General features: G+C 66.9%; 16 protein-coding genes and 1 riboswitch. Of the genes, 11 read left to right on the forward strand and 5 right to left on the reverse strand.

Going from position 1 to position 22,402, the window contains the following annotated elements:
- Window positions 1-107: 107 nt before the first annotated feature.
- The 3 genes from ACT6SE_RS17460 to thiC form a co-directional block, all read right to left on the reverse strand.
- Window positions 108-2,432 carry a winged helix-turn-helix domain-containing protein gene (locus ACT6SE_RS17460; RefSeq protein WP_046432401.1) on the reverse strand — a complete coding sequence of 775 codons (2,325 nt, stop codon included), beginning with the start codon at window positions 2,430-2,432 and terminating at the stop codon, window positions 108-110.
- Between the two features lie 259 nt (window positions 2,433-2,691).
- Window positions 2,692-3,363: an ion channel gene (locus ACT6SE_RS17465; RefSeq protein ID WP_014648329.1), complete on the reverse strand. Its 672-nt coding sequence runs from the start codon at window positions 3,361-3,363 to the stop codon at window positions 2,692-2,694.
- A gap of 93 nt (window positions 3,364-3,456) precedes the next feature.
- A complete protein-coding gene (thiC, locus tag ACT6SE_RS17470; protein ID WP_032955989.1) occupies window positions 3,457-5,301 on the reverse strand; it encodes a phosphomethylpyrimidine synthase ThiC in 1,845 nt (614 codons plus the stop codon).
- 82 nt (window positions 5,302-5,383) lie between these two features.
- A riboswitch (TPP riboswitch) is annotated at window positions 5,384-5,485 on the reverse strand.
- A gap of 265 nt (window positions 5,486-5,750) precedes the next feature.
- Between thiC and ACT6SE_RS17475 the strand changes: the two genes are divergently transcribed.
- The gene (locus ACT6SE_RS17475; RefSeq protein WP_049420879.1) at window positions 5,751-7,328 is read left to right on the forward strand and encodes a BCCT family transporter; all 1,578 of its coding nucleotides are present in this window, start codon (window positions 5,751-5,753) and stop codon (window positions 7,326-7,328) included.
- 549 nt (window positions 7,329-7,877) lie between these two features.
- On the opposite strand, the gene ggt is transcribed toward ACT6SE_RS17475, so the two are convergent.
- Window positions 7,878-9,596, reverse strand: a complete 1,719-nt coding sequence (ggt, locus tag ACT6SE_RS17480; RefSeq protein ID WP_046432417.1) for a gamma-glutamyltransferase — start codon at window positions 9,594-9,596, stop codon at window positions 7,878-7,880.
- A gap of 688 nt (window positions 9,597-10,284) precedes the next feature.
- Between ggt and ilvC the strand changes: the two genes are divergently transcribed.
- From ilvC to leuB, 9 genes are all read left to right on the forward strand, one after another.
- Window positions 10,285-11,259, forward strand: a complete 975-nt coding sequence (gene ilvC / locus ACT6SE_RS17485) for a ketol-acid reductoisomerase (RefSeq protein WP_014648333.1) — start codon at window positions 10,285-10,287, stop codon at window positions 11,257-11,259.
- Between the two features lie 39 nt (window positions 11,260-11,298).
- A complete protein-coding gene (gene ilvG, locus ACT6SE_RS17490; protein WP_014648334.1) occupies window positions 11,299-13,035 on the forward strand; it encodes an acetolactate synthase 2 catalytic subunit in 1,737 nt (578 codons plus the stop codon).
- Window positions 13,019-13,270: an ACT domain-containing protein gene (locus ACT6SE_RS17495; RefSeq protein ID WP_014648335.1), complete on the forward strand. Its 252-nt coding sequence runs from the start codon at window positions 13,019-13,021 to the stop codon at window positions 13,268-13,270. The genes ilvG and ACT6SE_RS17495 overlap by 17 nt, the downstream gene beginning before the upstream one ends.
- 96 nt (window positions 13,271-13,366) lie before the next feature.
- Complete coding sequence (locus ACT6SE_RS17500; RefSeq protein WP_049420878.1) at window positions 13,367-14,458, forward strand: threonine dehydratase; 1,092 nt, start codon at window positions 13,367-13,369, stop codon at window positions 14,456-14,458.
- On the forward strand, window positions 14,455-16,041 hold the full coding sequence (locus tag ACT6SE_RS17505; RefSeq protein ID WP_046432422.1) for a 2-isopropylmalate synthase: 1,587 nt from the start codon (window positions 14,455-14,457) through the stop codon (window positions 16,039-16,041). The genes ACT6SE_RS17500 and ACT6SE_RS17505 overlap by 4 nt, the downstream gene beginning before the upstream one ends.
- Before the next feature lie 10 nt (window positions 16,042-16,051).
- Window positions 16,052-16,831: a class I SAM-dependent methyltransferase gene (locus tag ACT6SE_RS17510; protein ID WP_046432425.1), complete on the forward strand. Its 780-nt coding sequence runs from the start codon at window positions 16,052-16,054 to the stop codon at window positions 16,829-16,831.
- A gap of 60 nt (window positions 16,832-16,891) precedes the next feature.
- A complete protein-coding gene (gene leuC / locus ACT6SE_RS17515; RefSeq protein ID WP_032958185.1) occupies window positions 16,892-18,310 on the forward strand; it encodes a 3-isopropylmalate dehydratase large subunit in 1,419 nt (472 codons plus the stop codon).
- The gene (leuD, locus tag ACT6SE_RS17520) at window positions 18,310-18,888 is read left to right on the forward strand and encodes a 3-isopropylmalate dehydratase small subunit (protein WP_005410953.1); all 579 of its coding nucleotides are present in this window, start codon (window positions 18,310-18,312) and stop codon (window positions 18,886-18,888) included. Before leuC ends, leuD begins: the two co-directional genes overlap by 1 nt.
- Entirely contained in the window at window positions 18,878-19,939 is a 1,062-nt protein-coding gene (gene leuB / locus ACT6SE_RS17525) for a 3-isopropylmalate dehydrogenase (RefSeq protein WP_046432428.1), read from the forward strand. The genes leuD and leuB overlap by 11 nt, the downstream gene beginning before the upstream one ends.
- 141 nt (window positions 19,940-20,080) lie before the next feature.
- Here the strand turns inward: leuB and ACT6SE_RS17530 are convergent, their stop codons facing one another.
- Window positions 20,081-20,854: an SDR family oxidoreductase gene (locus tag ACT6SE_RS17530; RefSeq protein WP_046432430.1), complete on the reverse strand. Its 774-nt coding sequence runs from the start codon at window positions 20,852-20,854 to the stop codon at window positions 20,081-20,083.
- Between the two features lie 117 nt (window positions 20,855-20,971).
- On the opposite strand from ACT6SE_RS17530, the gene ACT6SE_RS17535 reads away from it, so the two are divergent.
- Entirely contained in the window at window positions 20,972-21,877 is a 906-nt protein-coding gene (locus ACT6SE_RS17535; protein ID WP_046432431.1) for a LysR family transcriptional regulator, read from the forward strand.
- Window positions 21,878-22,402 lie beyond the last annotated feature (525 nt).

Below are 22,402 nucleotides of genomic sequence, written 5' to 3' on the forward strand. Positions count from 1 at the left end.
CACGGATTTGCCTAGTACAGGACTCCGTTTTGCCTAATCAGGCGGCACCGCGTCAGGAAAGTCCGACGAGATCGCCACGAATTCGCGACGAGATCCAGACGAAGAAATTACGAAGGCCCATTTCCACTGAAAAACAACAACTTGGAGAACGCCGGGAACAGCGCGGGGGGGCGTTCGGGCAACCGCATCACACCGATGTCGGCACCATCGCTGACCGCCATCGCCACGAACAGGTCACGCCCGTCAGCGCTGGCGCTGAGTCCGTTGCCGGCGCTGAGCCGTTCCGCATCCAGGCAGCGTTCCGGCTCCGCGCGGCCGGGCAGGATGCGCACGAAGGTGGTGCCACACGTGCTCGAAGTGCCGAGGTAACCGACGCCAGTGTTGCCGGCCACGGTCCAGGCCCGGTATCGCCAGCGGCTGGGCCGGTCATCGCTGATCTGCTGCACGCTGCCCGACGACAACGCGGCATCGGCCGACCACAGGCCACCGGCGGCCAGGCGGGTGAACAACACGCGGCCACTGCTGCGGTCGAAGCGCGCCTGCGACACCCCTTCGATGCTGGCCAACCGGCGCCAGGGCTGGGTGCTGCGGTCGAACAGACTCAACCGGGTGCGCTGGTCGGCATCGCGCTCGACCACAAACAACTGCTCCGGCGACGCGCCATACAGGGCCTGCAGCGGCTGTTCGGCCGGGACCGGCAAAGGTTGCAGGCGTTCATCGCGTGGCGCGATCTCGTAGACCACCGTGCGCCCATGCGCGTCGCGGCCGACCACGAGCAGCTGGCGGCTGTCGGCCGACCAGTCCGGTGCCTGCCGCGCTTCCGGCCGCAGCCCTTCAATGGGGCGCAGCGAATCCGGCCGCTGCATGTCCGCCCACCACAGGGCGAAGCTGCCGGAGCGATCCGAGGTGAAGACCAGCTGGCGGCCATCCGGCGCTGCCATCGGCTGCCCATCGCGGCCACTGGATGCAAACAGGCGTTCGGGCGCGCCGCTGCCCTGCACCGGCACCTTGAACACGCCGAACTGCGCGCGCCGGTGGACGAAGGCCAGCATCCCGCCACGTCGCGACACGGCGGGCCACTGCGCATCATCCAGGCCGGCATCGCGCAGCGTGTGCCGCTCGACGTCCAGATAATAGAGCCGCGCCTCGCTGTCGACGCGGCGACCGAACACGATGGTGCGGCCATCGTCCAGCCAGGCCCATCCGCGCAGCTCTGCCGCCTCGTTGGTCAGCTGCTCGGGCTTACCGCCCGCGGCCGGCACCCGCCACAGATCGCCCAGCTGCGGATTGCGCACGAACACCAGCCATTGCCCATCGGGCGAGTAACGCGGTGCGTAGTCGAAGTCGTCCTGGTCGACGCTGTACGCCAGCGCGCGCCACTGACCACTGGCCAGGTCCAGCACGCGGATGCCACGGTGCGCGTAGCGCCCGACCATGCTGCCGAACACCAGGCCGCGACCATCGGGCGTCCAGTCGAAGCTGAGCAGCTCGGTGCCATCGCAGCGCGTGGCCTGGCGCAGGGCGCCACCGGTTGCGCTGGCGATCAGCACCTGGCAGCCACCGTCGGCGGAGAACCGTGCGAAGGCAATTTCGCGACCATCCGGCGACCAGTTCGGGAATCGATCGACGGCACCGGCCGGCGGCGCCAGCAACTGGCGCGCCGGCGCGTTGCCGGAGGTCTGTACCTTGATCGCACCACCGCCATTGCCATCTTCGTTGGCGCCTTCATAGGCCACCAGCGAACCATCCGGTGACAGCGTGGGATAGGTTTCAAAGCCGCTGGTTGCGGTGATCAACCGATAGGGACGCTGGGGGCTGCCGATCACCCGCGTGCCGTTCTCCACGGCGGCCTCCACCGGCGAACTGCTGGCCGGTGCGCGGCGCAGCAGCAGCGTGGTCATCACCAGCAGCGTGGCCAGCATCAACACGCCCAGCGCCAGCAGCACGCGGCGGCGGACATGGCGCCAGCGGCGGCGCGATTCCTGCGCGCGCGCGGGCAGCACCGCAGCGGCGGCGAGTGCGGGCTGCACGTCCACACCTTCGTCGTCAGGCAAGCCCGCAGCCGACGGCTCCGCATCGTCCAGCGCCTGTACCGGTACCAGAAGCCGATAGCCGGTCTTGGCAATGGTCTCGATGTAGGCCTGGCCGCTGTCGTCGTCGTTGCTGAACGCCTTGCGCAGCTGGGTAACGGCCTGGGTCAGCACATCGTTGGTCGGCAGCGTGTCCGGCCACACCTCGGCGAACAACTCGTCGCGGGTGACCACACGGCCCGGCTGCCGCAGCAGCACGCGCAGCACGCCCAGCGCCTTCGGCGTCAGCCGGCGCGGACGACGCGCACCGACGACCTCGACTTCGCGCGAGGACAGAGTGACGATGCACTCTCCTATCCGTATCCGATCGGACACGGGTGGCTGTATTTCGCTGCTGTTCATTTTCTGCTACACAGTAGAGACAGGTCCCGGGCAGTGTTTGCCTTCGTTACGGTCCCGTCCTGGGAACAGCGAAAAGCCAGACTCCGCACAAAGCATCGGCGCATACCGCAAAAACAATCGAGCGCGCGAATACTAGCCTATGCAAGTTACCTCGCCTATCGCGTGGTCGACATCAGGCTCTCTCTCGCCGACGCATTCACATAATTCGCGACATCATTCGCGCCCTCTTGGGCGCGAAATTTTTATCTGGCGTTCATTTTCACATGCGCCGCAGCATGGTCAATCCGACCAGCCGCGAAACCACCAAAGCCACGTACATCACGCCGGAAAACTGCTCCAGCATGACCAGTGCTCGTGCCTGTGGATGAAGCGGCACGACGTCACTCAAGCCGACTCCAGACAGCAAGCTGAAGCTGAGATAAAGCAGCTCCATCCAACTGCGCTGCGCCTGCCCGCCGGTGCCCTGGAAACTGCCCGGATACCACTGCTGGCACACCGCGAACGCGAAGGCGAACGCCCACGCCAGCAGGGTGAAGGTTGCGCCAGCTGCGAACAGTTCGTCGCGGGTGACCTTGTGGTCCTGGAGCATGTAGGCAATCAGGGCGCCAGCCGTGTAGAAGTACAGCAGGCTCTCCAGCACCTGCGCGGTGGTCAGCAATGCGGTGCGCTCGAGCAATGCACCTGCCAACGAGAACACCACCGAGGGAATGGCCAGCAACAGCGCCAGCCAGGTGCCCAGCGGGCTGCGCTGGACCACCCACAGCGCCAGGCCGAGTACCGCCATGCCGAACATGCCAAGTGCCGCGCGGCCGGCGGCGGTGTCATCCAGCGCGGGATACAGCAGCACCGCCAGCAGCTGCGCGCCCAGCAACCAGGCCGAAGGATGCCGGCGGGCAATGGCCAGCCAACGGGTGGTCATGGCAACAGGCATGGTGTCCTTTCCCCGGGATGATGGGCGGAGGATAGCCGGGAGCGGCGTGATGAGCGGTAGTGCCGGCCGCGGGCCGGTACCACCGTCTGCGCATCACCCCTGGTGGTAGACCTCGGCACCCGCGGCGCGGAACTCCTCCGACTTCTCCTTCATGCCGGCCTCGGCGTAGTCACGCACATCCTGGGTGATCTTCATCGAACAGAAGTGCGGGCCGCACATCGAGCAGAAGTGCGACAGCTTGTGCGCATCCTTCGGCAGCGTTTCGTCATGGAACTCCCTGGCCTTCTCCGGATCCAGGCCAAGGTGGAACTGGTCTTCCCAGCGGAACTCGAAGCGCGCCTTGCTCAGTGCGTTGTCGCGTACCTGCGCGCCCGGATGGCCCTTGGCCAGGTCGGCCGCATGCGCGGCGATGCGGTAGGCCATGATGCCGTCACGCACGTCCTGGCGATTGGGCAGGCCGAGGTGTTCCTTCGGCGTCACGTAGCAGAGCATCGCCGTGCCGAACCAACCGATCATCGCCGCACCGATCGCGCTGGTGATGTGGTCGTAGCCCGGCGCGATGTCGGTGGTCAGCGGCCCCAGCGTGTAGAACGGCGCTTCGCCGCATTCACGCAGCTGCTTGTCCATGTTCTCCTTGATCAGCTGCATCGGCACGTGGCCGGGGCCTTCGATCATGGTCTGCACATCATGCTTCCAGGCGATCTTGGTGAGCTCACCCAGCGTCTCCAGCTCACCGAACTGGGCCGCGTCGTTGGCATCGGCGATGCAGCCCGGGCGCAGGCCGTCACCCAGCGAGAAGGTCACGTCATAGGCCTTCATGATCTCGCAGATGTCTTCGAAGTGCGTGTAGAGGAAATTCTCCCTGTGGTGCGCCAGGCACCACTTGGCCATGATCGAACCACCACGGCTGACGATCCCGGTCACGCGCTTGGCGGTGAGCGGCACGTAGCGCAGCAGCACGCCGGCGTGGATGGTGAAGTAGTCCACGCCCTGCTCGGCCTGCTCGATCAGCGTGTCGCGGAAGATCTCCCAGGTGAGCGCTTCGGCGCGGCCGTCGACCTTCTCCAGCGCCTGGTAGATCGGCACGGTACCGATCGCCACCGGCGAGTTGCGGATGATCCACTCGCGGGTTTCGTGGATGTGCTTGCCGGTGGACAGGTCCATCACGGTGTCACCACCCCAGCGGATCGCCCACACCAGTTTCTCCACCTCTTCGGCAATGCCCGAGGACACCGCGCTGTTGCCGATGTTGGCGTTGATCTTGGTCAGGAAGTTGCGGCCGATGATCATCGGCTCGCTTTCCGGATGGTTGATGTTGTTGGGCAGCACCGCGCGGCCGCGCGCGATTTCATCGCGCACGAACTCCGGCGTGATGATCTTCTGGATCGAGGCGCCGAACGCCTCGCCCGGGTGCTGCTGCAGCAGGCCGGCATCGCGGATCGCGTCCAGCCGCTGGTTTTCGCGGATGGCGACGAATTCCATTTCCGGCGTGATGATGCCGCGGCGCGCATAGTGCATCTGGGTGACGTTCGCGCCTGCACGTGCACGGCGCGGCAGGCTGCGTGTGGGGAAGCGCACAGCATCGAGCTTCGGGTCGTGCTCGCGATCGCGGCCAAACGACGAACTCAGGCCGTCGAGCTGTTCGGTATCGCCGCGCTCCTCCACCCAGCCACGACGCAGCGCCGGCAGGCCCGCGGACAGATCGATACGCGCGTCCGGATCGGTGTACGGGCCCGACGTATCGTAGACCGTGACCGGTGCATTCTCCTCGCCGCCGAACAGCGTCGGCGTGCGGGTCAACGCGATCTCGCGCATCGGCACCTGCAGATCCGGACGCGAACCGGGTACGTGGATCTTGCGCGAGCCGGGAATGGGCCGGGTCACGGATTCGGAGAGTTGCTGGGCCTGTTGCTGCAGGGCGGAGAGCTGTGCGTTCATCGGGCATCGTCCAGGAAGGTCAGGGACGAAGCGGCGGCGCACTGCGACCGCGCACGGACGGTCCTTGGGCGGTGTCCGGGCACGGCTGCACTGCAAAGCTTCCCTACGCCGGTATGAGCCGGATCAGGTTCCAAGGGACTGTCTCAACCGTGGCCACATGGCCGCGGTACCCCCGCTTCTTGGCGTGCATTAGAGCATAGAGCGCCCGCTCCGGGAGTTGCCCCCGCCGTCAGTTCCGCTTTCCTGTGGAAAGCGGATCTGATCCGGATCGCTGTTCGTTAACAGAACCATGACGTCGCGTTCAGTAACGTGCACGTCCGTCGCCCTCCAGCGACCGATGCCTCCTTCGACGCCGACGCGGCCCCTGCCCGGTTCGCGCTGCATGCCGCCGGTCCTTCGCTGCAAGCTCTGCTCGCTCCCCTCAATCCCTTGATCGGAGAAGCTCCTTCATGGTGTTTCGCGTTTCCATCGCACTCGTTCTGCTGCTGGTGCTGCTTGCCGGTATTGCACCAGGCCCCTTCAATGCCGTGGTGCAGTCGATGCTGGCAGAAGTCATCCGCAGCGTCGGCTGGCTGTACCTGCTGGTGGTATTCCTGGCCCTGGTGTTCCTGATGTACCTGGCTTTCGGTCGCTTCGGCAACCTGCGCATCGGTGGCGAAGACGCCGAGCCCGAGTTCTCGCGAGCCAGCTGGATGTCGATGCTGTTCGCCGCCGGCATGGGCATCGGCCTGGTGTTCTGGGGCGCCGCCGAGCCCATTTCGCACTTCAGCAAGCCACCGGAAGGGCTTGCTCCGCAGAGCCTGGATGCGGCACGCGCCTCGATGCGCTATGCATTCTTCCACTGGGGCCTGCACCCGTGGGCCATCTATGCGCTGATCGGGCTGGCAATGGCCTGGTTCCAGTTCAACCGCAACGGCCGCGGCCTGGTCAGCGACATGCTGCAGCCGATCATCGGCCGCCACCATCGCGGCTGGATCGGTAGGGCGGTCAACATCGCTGCAGTGGTCGCCACCGCGATCGGTGTCGCGACTACGCTGGGCTTCGGCACCATCCAGATCGCCGCCGGCATCGAGCGCGTCTTCAGCGTGCAGGCTACCGTCGCCGTGCAGATGACCATCATTGCCGTCGCCTTCGTGCTGTATATGGCGTCCACCGCCAGTGGCGTGGAGCGAGGTGTGAAGTGGCTGTCCAACTTCAACCTGGCGTTGGCTGCCCTGCTGGCGGCCATCCTGCTGGTGCTGGGGCCGACCGGCTTCATCTTCGATACGTTCACCACCACGCTGGGCTCCTACCTCAACCAGCTGGTGACGATGAGCCTGCGCATGTCACCGTTCTCCGGCAGCACCTGGGTGGCGGACTGGACGATCTTCTACTGGGCCTGGTGGATCTCGTGGGCACCGTTCGTGGGGTCGTTCATCGCACGCATCTCGCGCGGCCGCAGCGTGCGCGAGTTCGTGATCGGCGTAGTGCTCGCGCCGACGCTGCTGGGCTTCTTCTGGTTCGCCGTATTCGGCGGCACCGCGCTGTGGGCACAGATCTTCGGCCATGCCGACCTGGTGCAGGCGCTGGGCAATGGCTACGAGACCGTGCTGTTCACGCTGTTCGACAGCATGCCGCTGCCGCTGCTGCTGTCGTGCATCGCACTGGTACTGCTGATGATCTTCTTCGTGACCTCGGCCGACTCGGCGGTACTGGTGCTGGCCAGCATGTCCACTGACGAAGCAGGCGATCCTCCGTTGAAGCGCAAGCTGGCCTGGGGCATTGCGGTGGCGTTGATCGCAGCGGCCTTGCTGCTGGCCGGTGGCCTGGATGCACTGCAGGGCATGATCACGATTGCGGCGTTGCCATTCGCGCTGCTGATGGTGCTGGTGATGGTGTCGCTGTACCGCGTGCTCGACCAGGAGTACACGCGTGAGCGGCGACAGGCGCAGCGCCAGCGGCACATGATCGATGCGTGGATCGCGCGCGAGATGGCGGCGCAGGAGGAGACCCAGGCCGAGGCCGCACGCGCGCACGATCAGGATTGAGTGTGTTTTGCAGCCTGCGGCTGCACCGCTTTTCCAGGCAAGGGCCAAGGTCAAATTCAAAGGCGGCTCCGGGTTGCTGCTGGTTGGGTGGGGCGGTGTGGGTGGGCAGGACACGCCGTGAACCCATCCTTGGGGGCTCGATGGCGCCATCCATGGCGCCAACGGTCCTGCCCACCCACACCGCCCCACGCCCGACAGATTTCCGGTGACGGTTGGTTTTCCACGCTTTGCGTGGAAGATGTGTATCGGAAAACAAGAAGGGGTCGGATCCGTTTTCCTGCGGAAAACGGATCCGACCCCAACCCAAAGCCCGCGGCTGTTGCCGTTGCCTTTGCTCTTGCTCTTCTTTTTCTTTTCCTGCGGTGACGGACACGGAAACTGTCCGTGGCCGGGCGGGTGGGTTGGCTGGGGGCGTGAGCCGCATGGATGCGGCGACCGAGCCTACAGGGACGTATTCACGGCGTCCCCCAGACAATCCACCCGCCCGGCCAAGCCAAGCATCGCTGAACCATCACCGCAGAGGGGGCTGCGCCCGGTGGCCGGGAAACCTCAATACCCCGCCGCCTGCCCATCCTTGCGACTCTCCGAAGCTCCGTAATAAACCCCGCTCTCGGGGTCGCGCATGATCGCCTGGTACCCGCCATAAGGCCCATCGGCGAACACGATGCGATGCCCCTTGCGCATCAGCGCACGCACCGTCTCGTACGGGAAGCCGGTTTCCAGATTCACTTCACCACCGTCGGTCATCGCCGTGGCCTGTCCGGTCGGTTCGGTCGAGCCCTCGTGCTGGATGCGCGGTGCGTCACCGGCTTCCTGCAGGTTCATGCCGAAATCCACCAGGTTCATCACAATCTGCGCGTGGCCCTGCGGCTGCATCGCGCCGCCCATCACGCCGAAGCTGGCGTACGGCTTGCCGCCCTTGGTGATGAACGCCGGGATGATCGTCTGGAACGGCCGCTTGCCCGGTGCATAGCCGTTGGGATGGTTCTTCTGCAGCACGAACATCTCGCCACGATCCTGCAGGATGAAGCCCAGTCCCGGCGGCGCCATGCCGCTGCCCATGCCGCGGTAGTTGGACTGGATCAACGACACCATCATGCCGTCGGCGTCGGCCACGGTCATGTAGATCGTGTCGCCTTCTTCCAGCTGCTTCGGCGTGCCCGGCTGCACTTCCTTCAGCGCCTTGTCCATCGAGATCAGTGCGCGGCGCTGCGCGGCGTATTCCTTGGAGATCAGCTTCTGCACCGGCGCCGGCTGGAAGGCCATGTCGGCATAGAAGCGCGCACGGTCGGCGAAGGCCAGCTTCTTCGCTTCAACGAACAGGTGCACGTGCTCGGGTGAACCGAACGGGATCTTCGAGAAATCGTAGCCTTCCAGCACGTTGAGGATCTGCAGGGCGGCGATGCCCTGGCTGTTCGGCGGCAGCTCCCACACGTCGTAGCCACGGTAGTTGCTGCTGACCGGTTCGACCCACTCACCATGGTGGTCGGCCATGTCCTGGTAGCTCAGGTAGCCACCATTGGCCTTGAAGTAGTCGCCGATGGTGTGGGCAATGGCGCCCTTGTAGAAGGCATCGCGTCCGCCGTCGGCAATCTGCTGCAGGGTGCTGGCCAGGTTCGGGTTCTTCCACATCTCGCCCTTGCGCGGGGCGTGGCCGTTGATCGTGAACTGCTCCTTGAAGCCCGGGTACTGCGACAGCTTGGGCACCGAGCGGTCCCAGTAGTAGGCGATCACCTCGGCGACGGGATGGCCCTCGCGCGCGTAGCGGATGGCCGGCGCCAGGTTGTCGGCCATCGGCTTGCGGCCGAAGCGGTCGTGCAGCGCGAACCAGCCGTCGACCGCGCCGGGCACGGAGACCGGCAGCGGGCCGGTAGCCGGGATGTCCTTCAGGCCACGTCGCTGGAACTCGGCCAGGGTCAGCGACTTCGGCGAGCGCCCCGAACCGTTGTAGCCGTAGAGCTTCTGCGTCTTCGGGTCCCAGACGATGGCGAACAGGTCGCCACCGATGCCGTTGCCGGTCGGCTCCATCAGGCCAAGCGCGGCGTTGGCGGCGATCGCCGCGTCCACCGCCGAGCCTCCCCCTTTCATCACGTCCAGTGCAATCTGGGTGGCCAGCGGCTGCGAGGTAGCGGCCATCGCATGCGGGGCGATCACCTCCGAACGGGTGGCAAAGGTGTGGCCGGTGATGCGGTCGGCGGCCGAAGACAGTGCGGGCACAGCGGCCAGTACAGCGGCGGCCAGCAGGGAACGGGCAAGGCGTCGGGACACGGTCGGGTTCCGATGGAAGGGTGGTCCCCCGATCTTCGCCGCTGCGGCCATCCTGGGGTATCGGGCAGAGGTCATGGACGTTGATCCTGGGGCGGGTGTGCAAGGTCCGCACCCAGCAAGGCGAGGATCCGCCGGATTCCGCGCAAAAACCGCCCTGAAAGGAGTGAATTCCGGTTCACCGAAACACTTTCAGCGGCAACCATCCTTGTGCCACAGGCGATTGCGCCGGATGCAACGGAAACCAACAAGAATTCCGTCGCGAGGGTTGACATCGCCAAAACGGCTGTGTTTCTCTCGATCACATGTTGCATCACAACACGCCACCGCGAACCCACAACGAAGCCGCCGACATCGGCGCCGGCTCGCTGCGTTCGATTCTTGTGCTCGTACTTATTACCCAACCAACAGGTGCGGGACGAGCCAGCGTGTAAGCAACGAATACACCGGAACTCTTCAAAAACCCGCACCCGCCCCGGTGCGGGTTTTTTCATTTCAGAACCTGGTTTCAGACGCAACCACCATGCACAACGCCCAACGCAAAACCCGGACCCACACCGCCGCCACGCCTCGTGGTGGCTGTGCCTGCGCGGCGCATGGTGCCTCCTCCACCGCTTTCCCCTGACCGGCCGGTACGTCACCTCGACGACCGGCCGTTCTTTTTTTCTTCCCACCGCAAGGAACCTCCCCCATGAGCACCAACGACCTGCCCCAGACCAAGATCGCCGTCATCGGCTACGGCAGCCAGGGCCGCGCCCACGCACTGAACCTGCGCGAATCCGGCTTCGACGTGGTGGTAGGCCTGCGTCCGGGCGGCCCGACCGAAGTCAAGGCACAGGCCGACGGCTTCACCGTGAAAGCACCGGCCGACGCGGTGAAGGATGCGGACCTGGTTGCCGTGCTGACCCCGGACATGGTGCAGAAGAAGCTCTACGACGACGTGCTGGCGCCGAACATGAAGCAGGGTGCGGTGCTGCTGTTCGCGCACGGCCTGAACGTGCACTTCGACATGATCAGGCCGCGCGACGACCTGGACGTGGTGCTGGTTGCGCCCAAGGGCCCGGGCGCGCTGGTGCGCCGCGAGTACGAGATCGGCCGTGGCGTGCCCTGCATCTGGGCGGTCTACCAGGACAAGAGCGGCAAGGCGGCCGAGTACGCACTGGCCTATGCGGCCGGCCTCGGCGGTGCACGCGCCAACCTGATCCAGACCACCTTCAAGGAAGAGACCGAGACCGACCTGTTCGGCGAGCAGGCGGTGCTGTGCGGCGGTGCCTCGGCGCTGGTGCAGGCCGGTTTCGAAACCCTGGTCGAAGCCGGCTACCAGCCGGAGATCGCCTACTACGAAGTGCTGCACGAACTGAAGCTGATCGTCGACCTGTTCTATGAAGGCGGTATCTCGCGCATGCTGGAATTCATCTCCGAGACCGCGCAGTACGGCGACTACGTCAGCGGCCCGCGGGTGATCGACGCCGGCACCAAGGCGCGCATGAAGGAAGTGCTGAAGGACATCCAGGACGGCACCTTCACCAAGAACTGGGTGGCCGAGTACGAAGCGGGCCTGCCGAACTACAACCGGTTCAAGCAGGCCGACCTGGAGCACCCGATCGAGAAGGTGGGCAAGGAACTGCGCGCCAAGATGGTCTGGTTGCAAGGACAGGCCGCGTAACCGCGCGGCCCTCCCCCACCCGCTTTGCAAGGTTCCCCCATGAACTCTTCCACACACCGCAGCGCGCCGCCCAACGGCGCGCGCTGGCTGACCCAGGCGCTGGAAGCCGAAGGCATCCGCACGCTGTTCGGCTATCCCGGCGGCACCATCATGCCGTTCTACGACGCGCTGGTGGATTCGTCGCTGAAGCACATCCTGGTCCGCCACGAGCAGGGTGCCGCACTGGCGGCGAATGGATTCGCCCGCGCCAGCGGCCAGGTCGGCGTCTGCGTGGCCACCTCCGGCCCGGGCGCCTCCAACCTGGTCACCGGCATTGCCGATGCGATGCTGGATTCGGTGCCGATGGTCTGCATCACCGGCCAGGTCGCCACGCCGCTGCTGGGTACTGACGCTTTCCAGGAACTGGATGTGTTCGGCCTGACCATGCCGATCGTCAAGCACAGCTGGCTGGTGCGCAGCGTCGACGACCTGCCGCGCGTGGTCGCCGATGCCTTCCGCGTCGCCCGCGAGGGCCGGCCCGGCCCGGTGCTGATCGACCTGCCCAAGGACGTGCAGCTGGCCGATGCCAGCCACCTGCCGGCGCACGTGCCGAGCAGCGTCGAGCCGCCACCTGCGCCGGCCGAAGCGGCCATCGCCGAAGCCATCGCCGCACTGGCGGCCGCCGAGAAGCCGGTGGTCTACGCCGGTGGCGGCATCGCGCTGGGCGATGCGGTGCAGGACCTGCGCGACTTCGTCGAAGCCAGCGCCATCCCCACCGTGATGACCCTGCGTGGCCTGGGCGCGCTGCCGGCCAGCCATCCGCAGTCACTGGGCATGCTGGGCATGCACGGTACCCGCGCGGCCAACATGGCGGTGCAGGAAAGCGACCTGCTGCTGGTGCTGGGTGCACGCTTCGACGACCGCGCCACCGGCAAGCTGGCCGAGTTCGCACCGTTCGCCCGCGTCGTCCATATCGATGCCGACGCCTACGAGATCTCCAAGCTGCGCAGCGCCGATGTCGCCGTGCCTGGCAACGTCGGCCATGCCATCCGTGCCCTGCGTGCGGCCTTCCCCTCCCCCAAGGCCCACCAGGACGCGTGGCGCAGGCGTTGCGCGCAGCACCGCGACCGCTTCTCGGCACGCTACGACGCACCGGGCCAGCACATCTACGCCCCGGCGCTGCTGAAGCGCCTGAGCGAGCTGGCCCCGGCCGATGCGGTGATCGCCTGCGATGTCGGCCAGCACCAGATGTGGGTGGCGCAGCACTGCCGCTTCAACCACCCGCGCAACCACCTGACCAGTGGCGCGCTGGGCACCATGGGCTTCGGCCTGCCGGCGGCGATGGGTGCGCAGTTCGCATGCCCGGAGCGCACCGTGGTGCTGGTGTCCGGCGACGGCAGCTTCATGATGAACGTGCAGGAGCTGGCGACCATCGCGCGTTGCCGCCTGCCGGTGAAGATCGTGCTGCTGGACAACAGTTCGCTGGGCATGGTGCGGCAGTGGCAGGAACTGTTCTTCGCCGAGCGTTACAGCGAGATCGACCTGTCCGACAACCCGGACTTCGTGGCGCTGGCACAGGTGTTCGGCATCGCCGCCACCCGCATCGACAACCGCGACGACGTGGAAGGCGGCCTGGCCGCGCTGCTGGCCGAACCGGGCCCGGCCCTGCTGCACGTGGCCATCGATGCACGTGCCAACGTGTGGCCACTGGTGCCGCCGAACACCGCCAACAGCACGATGCTGGAAAGCAACCCCGCCCATGCCCGCCAGGAGACCCCCAATGCAATACCGGCTTGACCTGGTGCTGCACCCGGCCGAAGGCGCGCTGCTGCGCGTGATCGGCATGGCCGAACGCCGCGGCTTCGCACCGCGCGCGATCAGCGGTGCGCCGGTGGCCGACGACGATGGCCGCTGGCACCTGCAGCTGGTGGTGGATGGCCAGCGCCCGGCGGAAACGCTGTGCCGGCAGATCGAGAAGATCTACGACTGCGTGTCCGTGCAGGTCACTGCCGTGGAAGGAGCATCCGTATGAACACCCGTACCGTAGTGACCACGGTGCCGGTACGGAGGCGTCTTCTTCGCCGCCCGTGCCCGCATGCGGCGGTCGCCCGCACCGCGCTGGTGGCCCATGCCGGCCGCTGATGCCAGCCAGGAAAGCGATGTCGGCGACGTAAGCGTCGCCGACGTACTGGCGGCGCAGGCCCGGCTGCGGCGCTTCCTGCCGCCTACCCCGCTGCACCATGCCGAGCGCTTCGGCACCTGGCTGAAGCTGGAGAACCTGCAGCGCACCGGGTCCTACAAGGTACGCGGCGCGTTGAACGCGCTGCTGGCCGGCCGCGAGCGCGGCGATACCCGGCCGGTGATCTGCGCCTCGGCCGGCAACCATGCCCAGGGCGTGGCGTGGGCGGCCTACCGCCTGGACGTGCCGGCCATCACCGTGATGCCGCATGGCGCACCGGCCACCAAGATCGCCGGCGTCGCCCACTGGGGCGCGACCGTTCGCCAGCACGGCACCAGCTACGACGAGGCCTACGCCTTCGCGGTCGAACTGGCACAGCGACACGGCTACCGCTTCCTGTCCGCGTTCGACGACGCCGATGTGATCGCGGGCCAGGGCACGGTCGGCATCGAGCTGGCCGCACACGCGCCGGACGTGGTGATCGTGCCGATCGGCGGCGGTGGACTGGCCTCCGGCGTTGCACTGGCGCTGAAATCGCAGGGCGTGCGCGTGATTGGCGCGCAGGTGGAAGGCGTCGATTCGATGGCACGTGCGATCCGCGGCGACGTGCGCGAGATCGCCCCGGTTGCCTCTCTGGCCGACGGCGTGCGGGTGAAGATTCCCGGCTTCCTGACCCGCCGCCTGTGCACCTCGCTGCTGGACGATGTGGTGATCGTGCGCGAGGCCGAACTGCGCGAAACGCTGGTCCGGCTTGCGCTGGAGGAACACATCATCGCCGAGGGCGCGGGCGCGTTGGCGCTGGCGGCCGGCCGCCGCGTCGCCGGCCGCCGCAAGTGTGCGGTGGTGTCCGGCGGCAACATCGATGCCGGTGTCCTGGCCGGCCTGCTCACCGACATCCGTCCGCGCCCGCCACGCAAACCGCGGCGACGGCGCAGCGAAACCCCGCGCTCGCCGACCAAGGCCAGCGCCCTCGCCTCCCCCGCCTCTTCCCCTTCCCCCCTGCAAGCCGTCGCACCCGCTGTCGAGGAGATTTCCCTGTGACCACCATCGAACGAATTACCACCCCGCGCATCCGCATCTTCGACACCACCCTGCGTGACGGCGAGCAGTCCCCCGGCTGCAGCATGAGCCCGCCGCAGAAGCTGGTGATGGCGCGTGCGCTGGACGAACTGGGCGTGGACATCATCGAGACCGGCTTCCCGGCCAGCTCGCAATCCGACCGCGAGGCGATGGCGCTGATCGGCCGCGAGCTGCGCCGCCCGAGCCTGAGCCTGGCGGTGCTGTCGCGCTGCCTGCAGGCCGATATCGAGACCTCCGCACGTGCACTGGAAGCGGCAGCCAACCCGCGCCTGCACGTGTTCCTGTCGACCAGCCCGCTGCACCGCGAGCACAAGCTGCGGATGACCCGCGAGCAGGTGCTGGAGTCGGTACGCAAGCACGTCTCGTTGGCCCGTTCCTACATCGACGACGTCGAGTTCTCGGCCGAGGATGCCACCCGCACCGAGCTGGACTACCTGATCGAGGTTTCGCGCGTGGCCATTGCCGCCGGCGCCACCACCATCAACCTGCCCGACACCGTCGGCTTCACCACGCCGGAAGAAATCCGCGCGATGTTCCAGCAGGTCATCGCCGGCGTCGCCGACGTGCCGAACGCGGCCAACGTGATCTTCAGCGCGCACTGCCACAACGACCTGGGCCTGGCGGTGGCCAACTCGCTGGCCGCCATCGAAGGCGGTGCACGCCAGGTCGAGTGCACCATCAACGGCATCGGCGAGCGCGCCGGCAACTGTTCGCTGGAAGAGATCGCGATGGTGCTGAAGGTCCGCCAGGCCTTCTACGAACAGGACAGTTCGATCAACACCCCACGCATCGTCGGCACTTCGCAGCTGCTGCAGCGTCTGGTCGGCATGCCGGTACAGCGCAACAAGGCCATCGTCGGTGCCAACGCGTTCGCCCATGAATCGGGCATCCACCAGCACGGCATGCTGCGCCATCGCGGCACCTACGAAATCATGCGTCCGGAAGACGTGGGCTGGGAAGATTCGCAGATGGTGCTGGGCCGCCACAGTGGCCGCGCCGCCGTCGAAGCGCGCCTGCGTGCGTTGGGCTTCTGGCTGGACGAAGACGAACTGAAGCTGGTGTTCGAGCAGTTCAAGGGTCTGTGCGAACAGCAGCGCGTGGTCACCGATGCCGACCTGCAGACGTTGATGCAGGGCGGCTCCAGCGCGCAGGGCTACCGCCTGGCCTCGATGACCATCAGCGACGTCGGCAGCCGCGCCAACGCGCTGGTCGAACTGTCCGACCCGGATGGCAACCGCGTGGCCGAGACCGCGCAGGGCGACGGCCCGGTCGATGCGCTGTTCGGCGCGCTCTCGGCCGCCACCGGCGTGCAGCTGATGCTGGACAGCTATCACGTGCACAGCGTCGGCATCGGTGCCGATGCGCGTGGCGAAGCCAACCTGAGTGTGCGCCATGACGGCGTGGAGTACGACGGCACCGGCACCAGCAAGGACATCATCGAAGCCTCCGCGCTGGCCTGGCTGGATGTGGCCAACCGCCTGCTGCGCCAGCGTCAGGCCGCCGTCCACAGCAGCACCGACGTTCCCGCTTCCGCCACCGCCTGAGGATCCCACCATGAGCGCCTTCGACACCCCCACCCCGGCCAGCGCCGCTGGCCAGCAGTGGAACGCCCAGGACTATGCGATCGATGCCGGCTTCGTGCCGCTGCTCGGCGGTGCGGTATCGCGCCTGCTCGACCCGCGCGCCGGTGAGCGCATCCTCGACCTGGGCTGTGGCGATGGCGTACTCAGCACCGAACTGGCCCTGAGCGGTGCGCGCATCCACGGCGTGGATGCCTCGCCGGAACTGGTGATCGCCGCCCGTGCGCGCGGCGTCGACGCCCAGCTGATGGACGGCCACGCACTGTCGTTCGACAGCGAGTTCGATGCGGTGTTCAGCAATGCGGCACTGCATTGGATGACGACTCCGGACCGCGTACTGGAAGGCGTGCGCCGCGCCCTGCGCCCCGGTGGCCGCTTCGTCGCCGAGTTCGGCGGCCACGGCAACGTGGCCACGATCATCGCGGCCGTGCAGGCCGCGCGCGTGGCCCACGGGCATGGCGCCAGCACCTTCCGGTGGTACTTCCCGACGGCCGATGCCTACGCCGATCGCCTGCGCCAGCATGGCTTCCAGGTGCAACTGATCGAGTGCACGCCGCGCCCGACCGCACTGCCGACCGGCGTGGCCGGCTGGCTGCGGGTATTCGCCGCAACGCTGCTGGACGACCTGCCGGCCGAGGCCCGCGCCACCGTGCGCGAGGCGGCCACCGCACTGCTGGCCGAGCTGCCGCGTGACGCATCTGGCCAGCCGCTGGCCGACTACGTGCGCCTGCGTGTGCTCGCCCGCCGTCGCTGACTTGACCGTTCCGCTTTCCTTACTGATGTTCGCTATTTCGTACTTCTGCCAGGCATACGCATGACTTCCGCACCCCGCACCCTGTACGACAAACTGTGGGACGCCCACGTGGTGGTTCCCGAATCCGACAGCGCGCCCGCCGTGCTGTACATCGACCTGCACCTGATCCACGAGGTGACCTCGCCGCAGGCCTTCACCGAACTGCGCGAACGCGGCTTGTCGCCGCGCCGGCCGGACCGCACCAAGGCGACGATGGACCACTCCACGCCGACCCTGCCGGCCGCCGCGGACGGCACGCTGCCCTATGCCAGCGCCGCCTCCGAGGCTCAGGTCGCCACGCTGGCGCGCAACTGCGCCGAGCACGGCATCGAGCTGTTCGACATGGCCTCGGACAACCGCGGCATCGTCCACGTGATCGCGCCCGAGCAGGGCTTCACCCAGCCGGGCATGACCATCGTCTGCGGCGACAGCCACACCTCCACCCACGGTGCCTTCGGTTCGCTGGCGTTCGGCATCGGCACCAGCGAGGTCGGCCACGTGCTGGCCACGCAATGCCTGCTGCAGCGCAAGGCGAAGACGCTGGCGATCACCGTCGATGGGCCGCTGGCGCCGGGTGTCGGCGCCAAGGACGTGGTTCTGCACATCATCGGCGTGATCGGCGTCAATGGCGGCACCGGCCACGTGATCGAGTTCCGCGGCAGCACCATCGAAGCGATGGACATGGAACAGCGCATGACCCTGTGCAACATGTCGATCGAAGCGGGTGCGCGTGCCGGTATGGTGGCGCCGGACCAGGTCACCTTCGACTTCGTCGCCAACACCCCGCGCGGCCCAAAGGGCGCCGATTTCGAGGCTGCGGTGGCGCGCTGGCAGCAGCTGCGCAGTGATGACGGCGCGCGCTTCGACAGCGAAGTGCACATCGACGCCGCCGATATCCGCCCGACCCTGACCTGGGGCACCCACCCGGGTACCGCCATCGCGGTGGATGCGCCGATCCCGGCCGCCAACGATGCCGCCGCACAGAAGGGCCTGGACTACATGCATTTCCAGGCCGGAAAGGCGCTGGCCGGAACGCCGGTGGACGTGGTGTTCGTCGGTTCCTGCACCAACGGCCGCCTGAGTGACATGCGTGAGGTGGCGCAGGTGCTGCGCGGTCGTCGCGTCGCCGACCGGGTGCGCATGCTGGTGGTGCCGGGCTCGGAGATCGTCAAGCGAGAGGCCGAGGCCGAAGGCATCCATGAGATCGTGCGCGCGGCCGGTGCCGAATGGCGCGAGCCGGGCTGCTCGATGTGCATCGCCATGAATGGTGATCTGGTCGCGCCCGGGCAGCTGGCCGTGAGCACCAGCAACCGTAATTTCGAAGGCCGCCAGGGTCCCGGTTCGCGCACCCTGCTGGCCTCACCGATGAGCGCGGCGTGGGCCGCGGTGAACGGGCATGTCGCCGACACCCGCGAGCTGTTCGCACAGGAGGTGGCGTGATGGCCGGTTTCCGTACCTTGACCTCGGCCAGCGTGGTGCTGCGCCAGACCAACATCGACACCGACCAGATCATCCCGGCGCGGTTCCTGTCCACCACCGAACGCGCCGGCCTGGGCCGCAACGCCTTCAATGACTGGCGCTGGCAGGCCGACGGTTCACCGGTGGCCGACTTCGCCTTCAACCAGCCGCACAACGCCGGCCGCAGCATCCTGCTGGCGGGTCGCAACTTCGGCTGCGGCTCGTCGCGCGAACATGCACCTTGGGCGCTGACCGACCTGGGCCTGCGCGCCATCGTCAGCAGCGAGATCGCCGACATCTTCCGTGGCAACTCGCTGAAGAACGGCCTGCTGCCGATCGTGCTGGACGAGGCCGACGTGCAGGCGCTGATGCAGCGCCCGGATGATGAGCTGACCATCGACGTGGCCGCGCGCGAACTGCGCACGCCGGACGGCCGCGTCTATTCCTTCCCGCTGGACGGCTTCTCGCAGACCTGCCTGCTGGAAGGTGTCGACCAGTTGGGGTATCTGTTGGGCCGTGTCCCTGAAATCGAACGTTACGAGAGTGAGCATGCACGCTGAAATTGTTGTCCTGCCCGGTGATGGCATCGGCCCGGAAGTGGCCGCCGCGGCAGTCGCCGTCCTGAAGGCCGTCGCCGAACGCTTCAACCACAGCTTCACCTTCAGCGAGCACGACATCGGCGGCATCGCCATCGACCGCCACGGCGAACCGCTGCCGGCGTCGACCCTGGCCGCCTGCCAGGCCGCCAGCGCGGTACTGCTGGGCGCAGTCGGTGGCCCGAAGTGGTCCGACCCGAACGCCAAGGTGCGTCCGGAACAGGGCCTGCTGGCGATCCGCAAGGCGCTGGGCCTGTACGCCAACCTGCGCCCGGTGCGCACCCATGAGGCCGCGCTGCACGCCTCGCCGATCAAGGCCGAGCTGCTGCAGGGTGTGGACTTCGTGGTGGTGCGCGAACTGACCGGCGGCATCTACTTCGGCGACAAGACCCGCGATGCCGACAGTGCCAGCGACCTGTGCCGCTACACCGTGGCCGAGATCGAGCGCGTGCTGCGCAGTGCCTTCCGCCTGGCCCGGCAGCGGCGTGGCAAGGTCACCTCGGTGGACAAGGCCAACGTGTTGGAAACCTCGCGCCTGTGGCGCGACGTGGCCGCGCGCATCGGCCGCGAGGAGTTCCCGGAGGTGGCGCTGGAGCACCAACTGGTCGATTCGATGGCCATGCACCTGCTGGCCAAGCCGCGCGAGTACGACGTGATCGTCACCGAGAACATGTTCGGCGACATCCTCACCGACGAAGCCTCGATGCTGGCCGGCTCACTCGGCCTGCTGCCCTCGGCCTCGCTGGGTGAACCGGGTGCGGTCGGCATCTACGAACCGATCCACGGTTCGGCCCCGGACATCGCCGGCAAGGGCATCGCCAATCCCTACGCGACGATCTTCAGCGCGGCGATGCTGCTGCGCCATTCGCTGGGGCTGGAAGACGAAGCCGCAGCAGTGGAAGCGGCGGTGCACGCGGTGCTGGATGATGGGGTGTTCACTGCCGACCTGGCCGCCAAGGGCCAGGCCGTGAGTACCCCCGCCGCCACGGATGCGGTGCTGGCCAAACTCAACTGATCCGATGGCGCCACTCCATGCGTGGCGCCTCTGCCTTTGGTCATTGTGCGCAGCCACCCATGGGGTGGCTCTACTGTAGATCCACGCCATGCGTGGATCGTTCGAATGTCGCGCAGCAGATCCACGCCATGCACGGCTGCATTATTTGGTGGTGTACCCACCATTGACCAGGATGGTCTGCCCGGTCATCCACCAGCCATCGGTGACCAGGAAGCGGATCCACGGCACGATGTCGGCGATGTCGGTCAGGCCGGTACGGGTGAACGCCGAGAGCGCGGCCGCGGTCTTGTGGTACGCCTGTGCATCGGCACTCTCGGCCGGGTAGAAGAACGGCGTGTCCATCGGGCCCGGCCCGATCGCAGTCACCGAGATGCCGCGCTCACCGAACTCCTTTGACGCCGCGCGGGTGAAATGCTCGACCGGCGCCTTGGTGCCGGCATAGCTGGAATAGAACGGCGTGAACGCACCCAGCAGTGAGGTGACCAGGGTGCAGATGCGACCGCCGTCGTTGACCTGGCGGCCGGCCTCCTTGAGGAAGAAGAATGCGGCCTTGGCGTTGACCGCGCTCATCTCGTCATACTCCGCTTCGCTGATCTCCAGCAGCGGCTTCTTCAGCACCTTGCCGACCGTATTGATGGCGATGTCGGGACGGCCGACTGCGGCCACGGCATCGGCGAACAAGCGCTCCATCGCTGCCGCCGACGTCAGGTCGCCCTGCAGGGCTACCGCCCTGCTGCCGGCCGCCTGCACGGCGGCAACGGTTGCTTCTGCATCGGCCTGGGTGGCGGCACTGTTGTAGTGGATGACGACGGCGCTGGCACCCTGGCGGGCGAAGTCGCGGGCGATCAGGCCGCCCAGGTTCTTGGCACCACCGGCAATCAGCACAGTCTTGCCCTTGAGGGAATGGTCGGTCATGGCTTCGGTCTCAGGAGGGGGCTGCCCGGGGTGGCAACCCTGCCCTGACGACGATATCGTGCAGAAAATGCGGATAAAGCCCGCCACATTGACTTAACTTTCCAGGACCAGCGAACAATGGACCGGATCGATCGCTTCCGCATCTTCACCCGGGTCGTGGAATGCGCCAGCTTCACCCATGCTGCCGACCAGCTCGGCCTGCCCCGCTCGACCGTCTCGGCGGCGATTGCCGAGCTGGAACAGCGGCTTGGCACCCGCCTGCTGCAGCGCTCGACCCGACGGGTATCCACCACCCATGACGGCGACGTGTTCCATGCCCGCTGCCTGCGCCTGATCGCGGAGGTTGAAGACGCCGAGTCGCTGTTCCGGCAGGACGACGCGCAACCGGCCGGTTTGCTGAAGATCGACGTACCCAGCCGCATCGGCCGTCGCATCATCGCCCCGGCGTTGCCGGATTTCTTCGCGCGCTACCCGCAGGTGGAACTGGACCTGGGCATGACCGACCGCGCGGTGAACCTGATCGAAGACGGCTGCGATGCCGTGCTGCGGGTCGGCCAGCTGGGCGATTCCAGCCTGGTGGCGCGCACGCTGGGCCAACTCGACTTCGTCAACGTGGCCGCGCCGGCCTACCTGCGCGAGCACGGCATGCCGCAGCACCCTGCCGACCTGCAGCAGCACCGCGCGGTGAACTACGCATCGCCGACCACGGCACGGGTGGAACCGTGGGAATGGCAGGATGGCGGCCAGCTGCGCACGCTGCCGATGCCCGGCTGGGTACGCGTGAACAGCGCCGAGGCCTCGATCGCGTGCTGCGTGGCGGGATTGGGGCTGTTGCAGATTCCGCGCTACGACGTGCAGGCCGAGCTGCAGTCAGGCGCATTGGTGGAGGTGATGCCGCAGTACGCGGCGCAGCCGCTGCCGGTGACCCTGCTGCAACCGCATCGGCAACACCGTGCACTGCGCGTGCAGGTGTTCGTCGAGTGGCTGCTGCCAGTGCTGCGGATCGGCCTGCAGCTGCAGTAGATCCACGTCATGCGTGGGTGCTTCTGTAGAGTCGAGCCATGCTCGACTCATCCCATCATCGCGCGAAGAGCGAAGAGCGAAGAGCAGCCGAGCATGGCTCGGCTCTACAGAAAGCAGATCCCGCGAGCAGATCAGTCCACGCCATGCGTGGATGCATGCTGCAGCGCCAACCAAGGTTGGCACCTACCAGGGCAACGATCCGCTGCTGTAGATGCACGTCATGCGCGGGTGCTTCTGTAGAGTCGAGCCATGCTCGACTCATCCCATCATCGCGCGAAGAGCGAAGAGCGAAGAGCGAAGAGCGAAGAGCGAAGAGCAGCCGAGCATGGCTCGGCTCTACAGAAGGCAGATCCCGCGAGCAGATCAGTCCACGCCATGTGTGGATGCATGCTGCAGTGCCAACCAAGGTTGGCACCTACCAGGACAAGGACCAGTTGCGGTAGATCCACGCCATGCGGGGATGTTTCTGTAGAGTCGAGCCATGCTCGACTCATCCCATCATCGCGCGAAGAGCGAAGAGCGAAG

Origin of the sequence: Stenotrophomonas sp. LC732 (genome assembly GCF_052446685.1) — a bacterium.
Lineage (GTDB): Bacteria > Pseudomonadota > Gammaproteobacteria > Xanthomonadales > Xanthomonadaceae > Stenotrophomonas > Stenotrophomonas muris.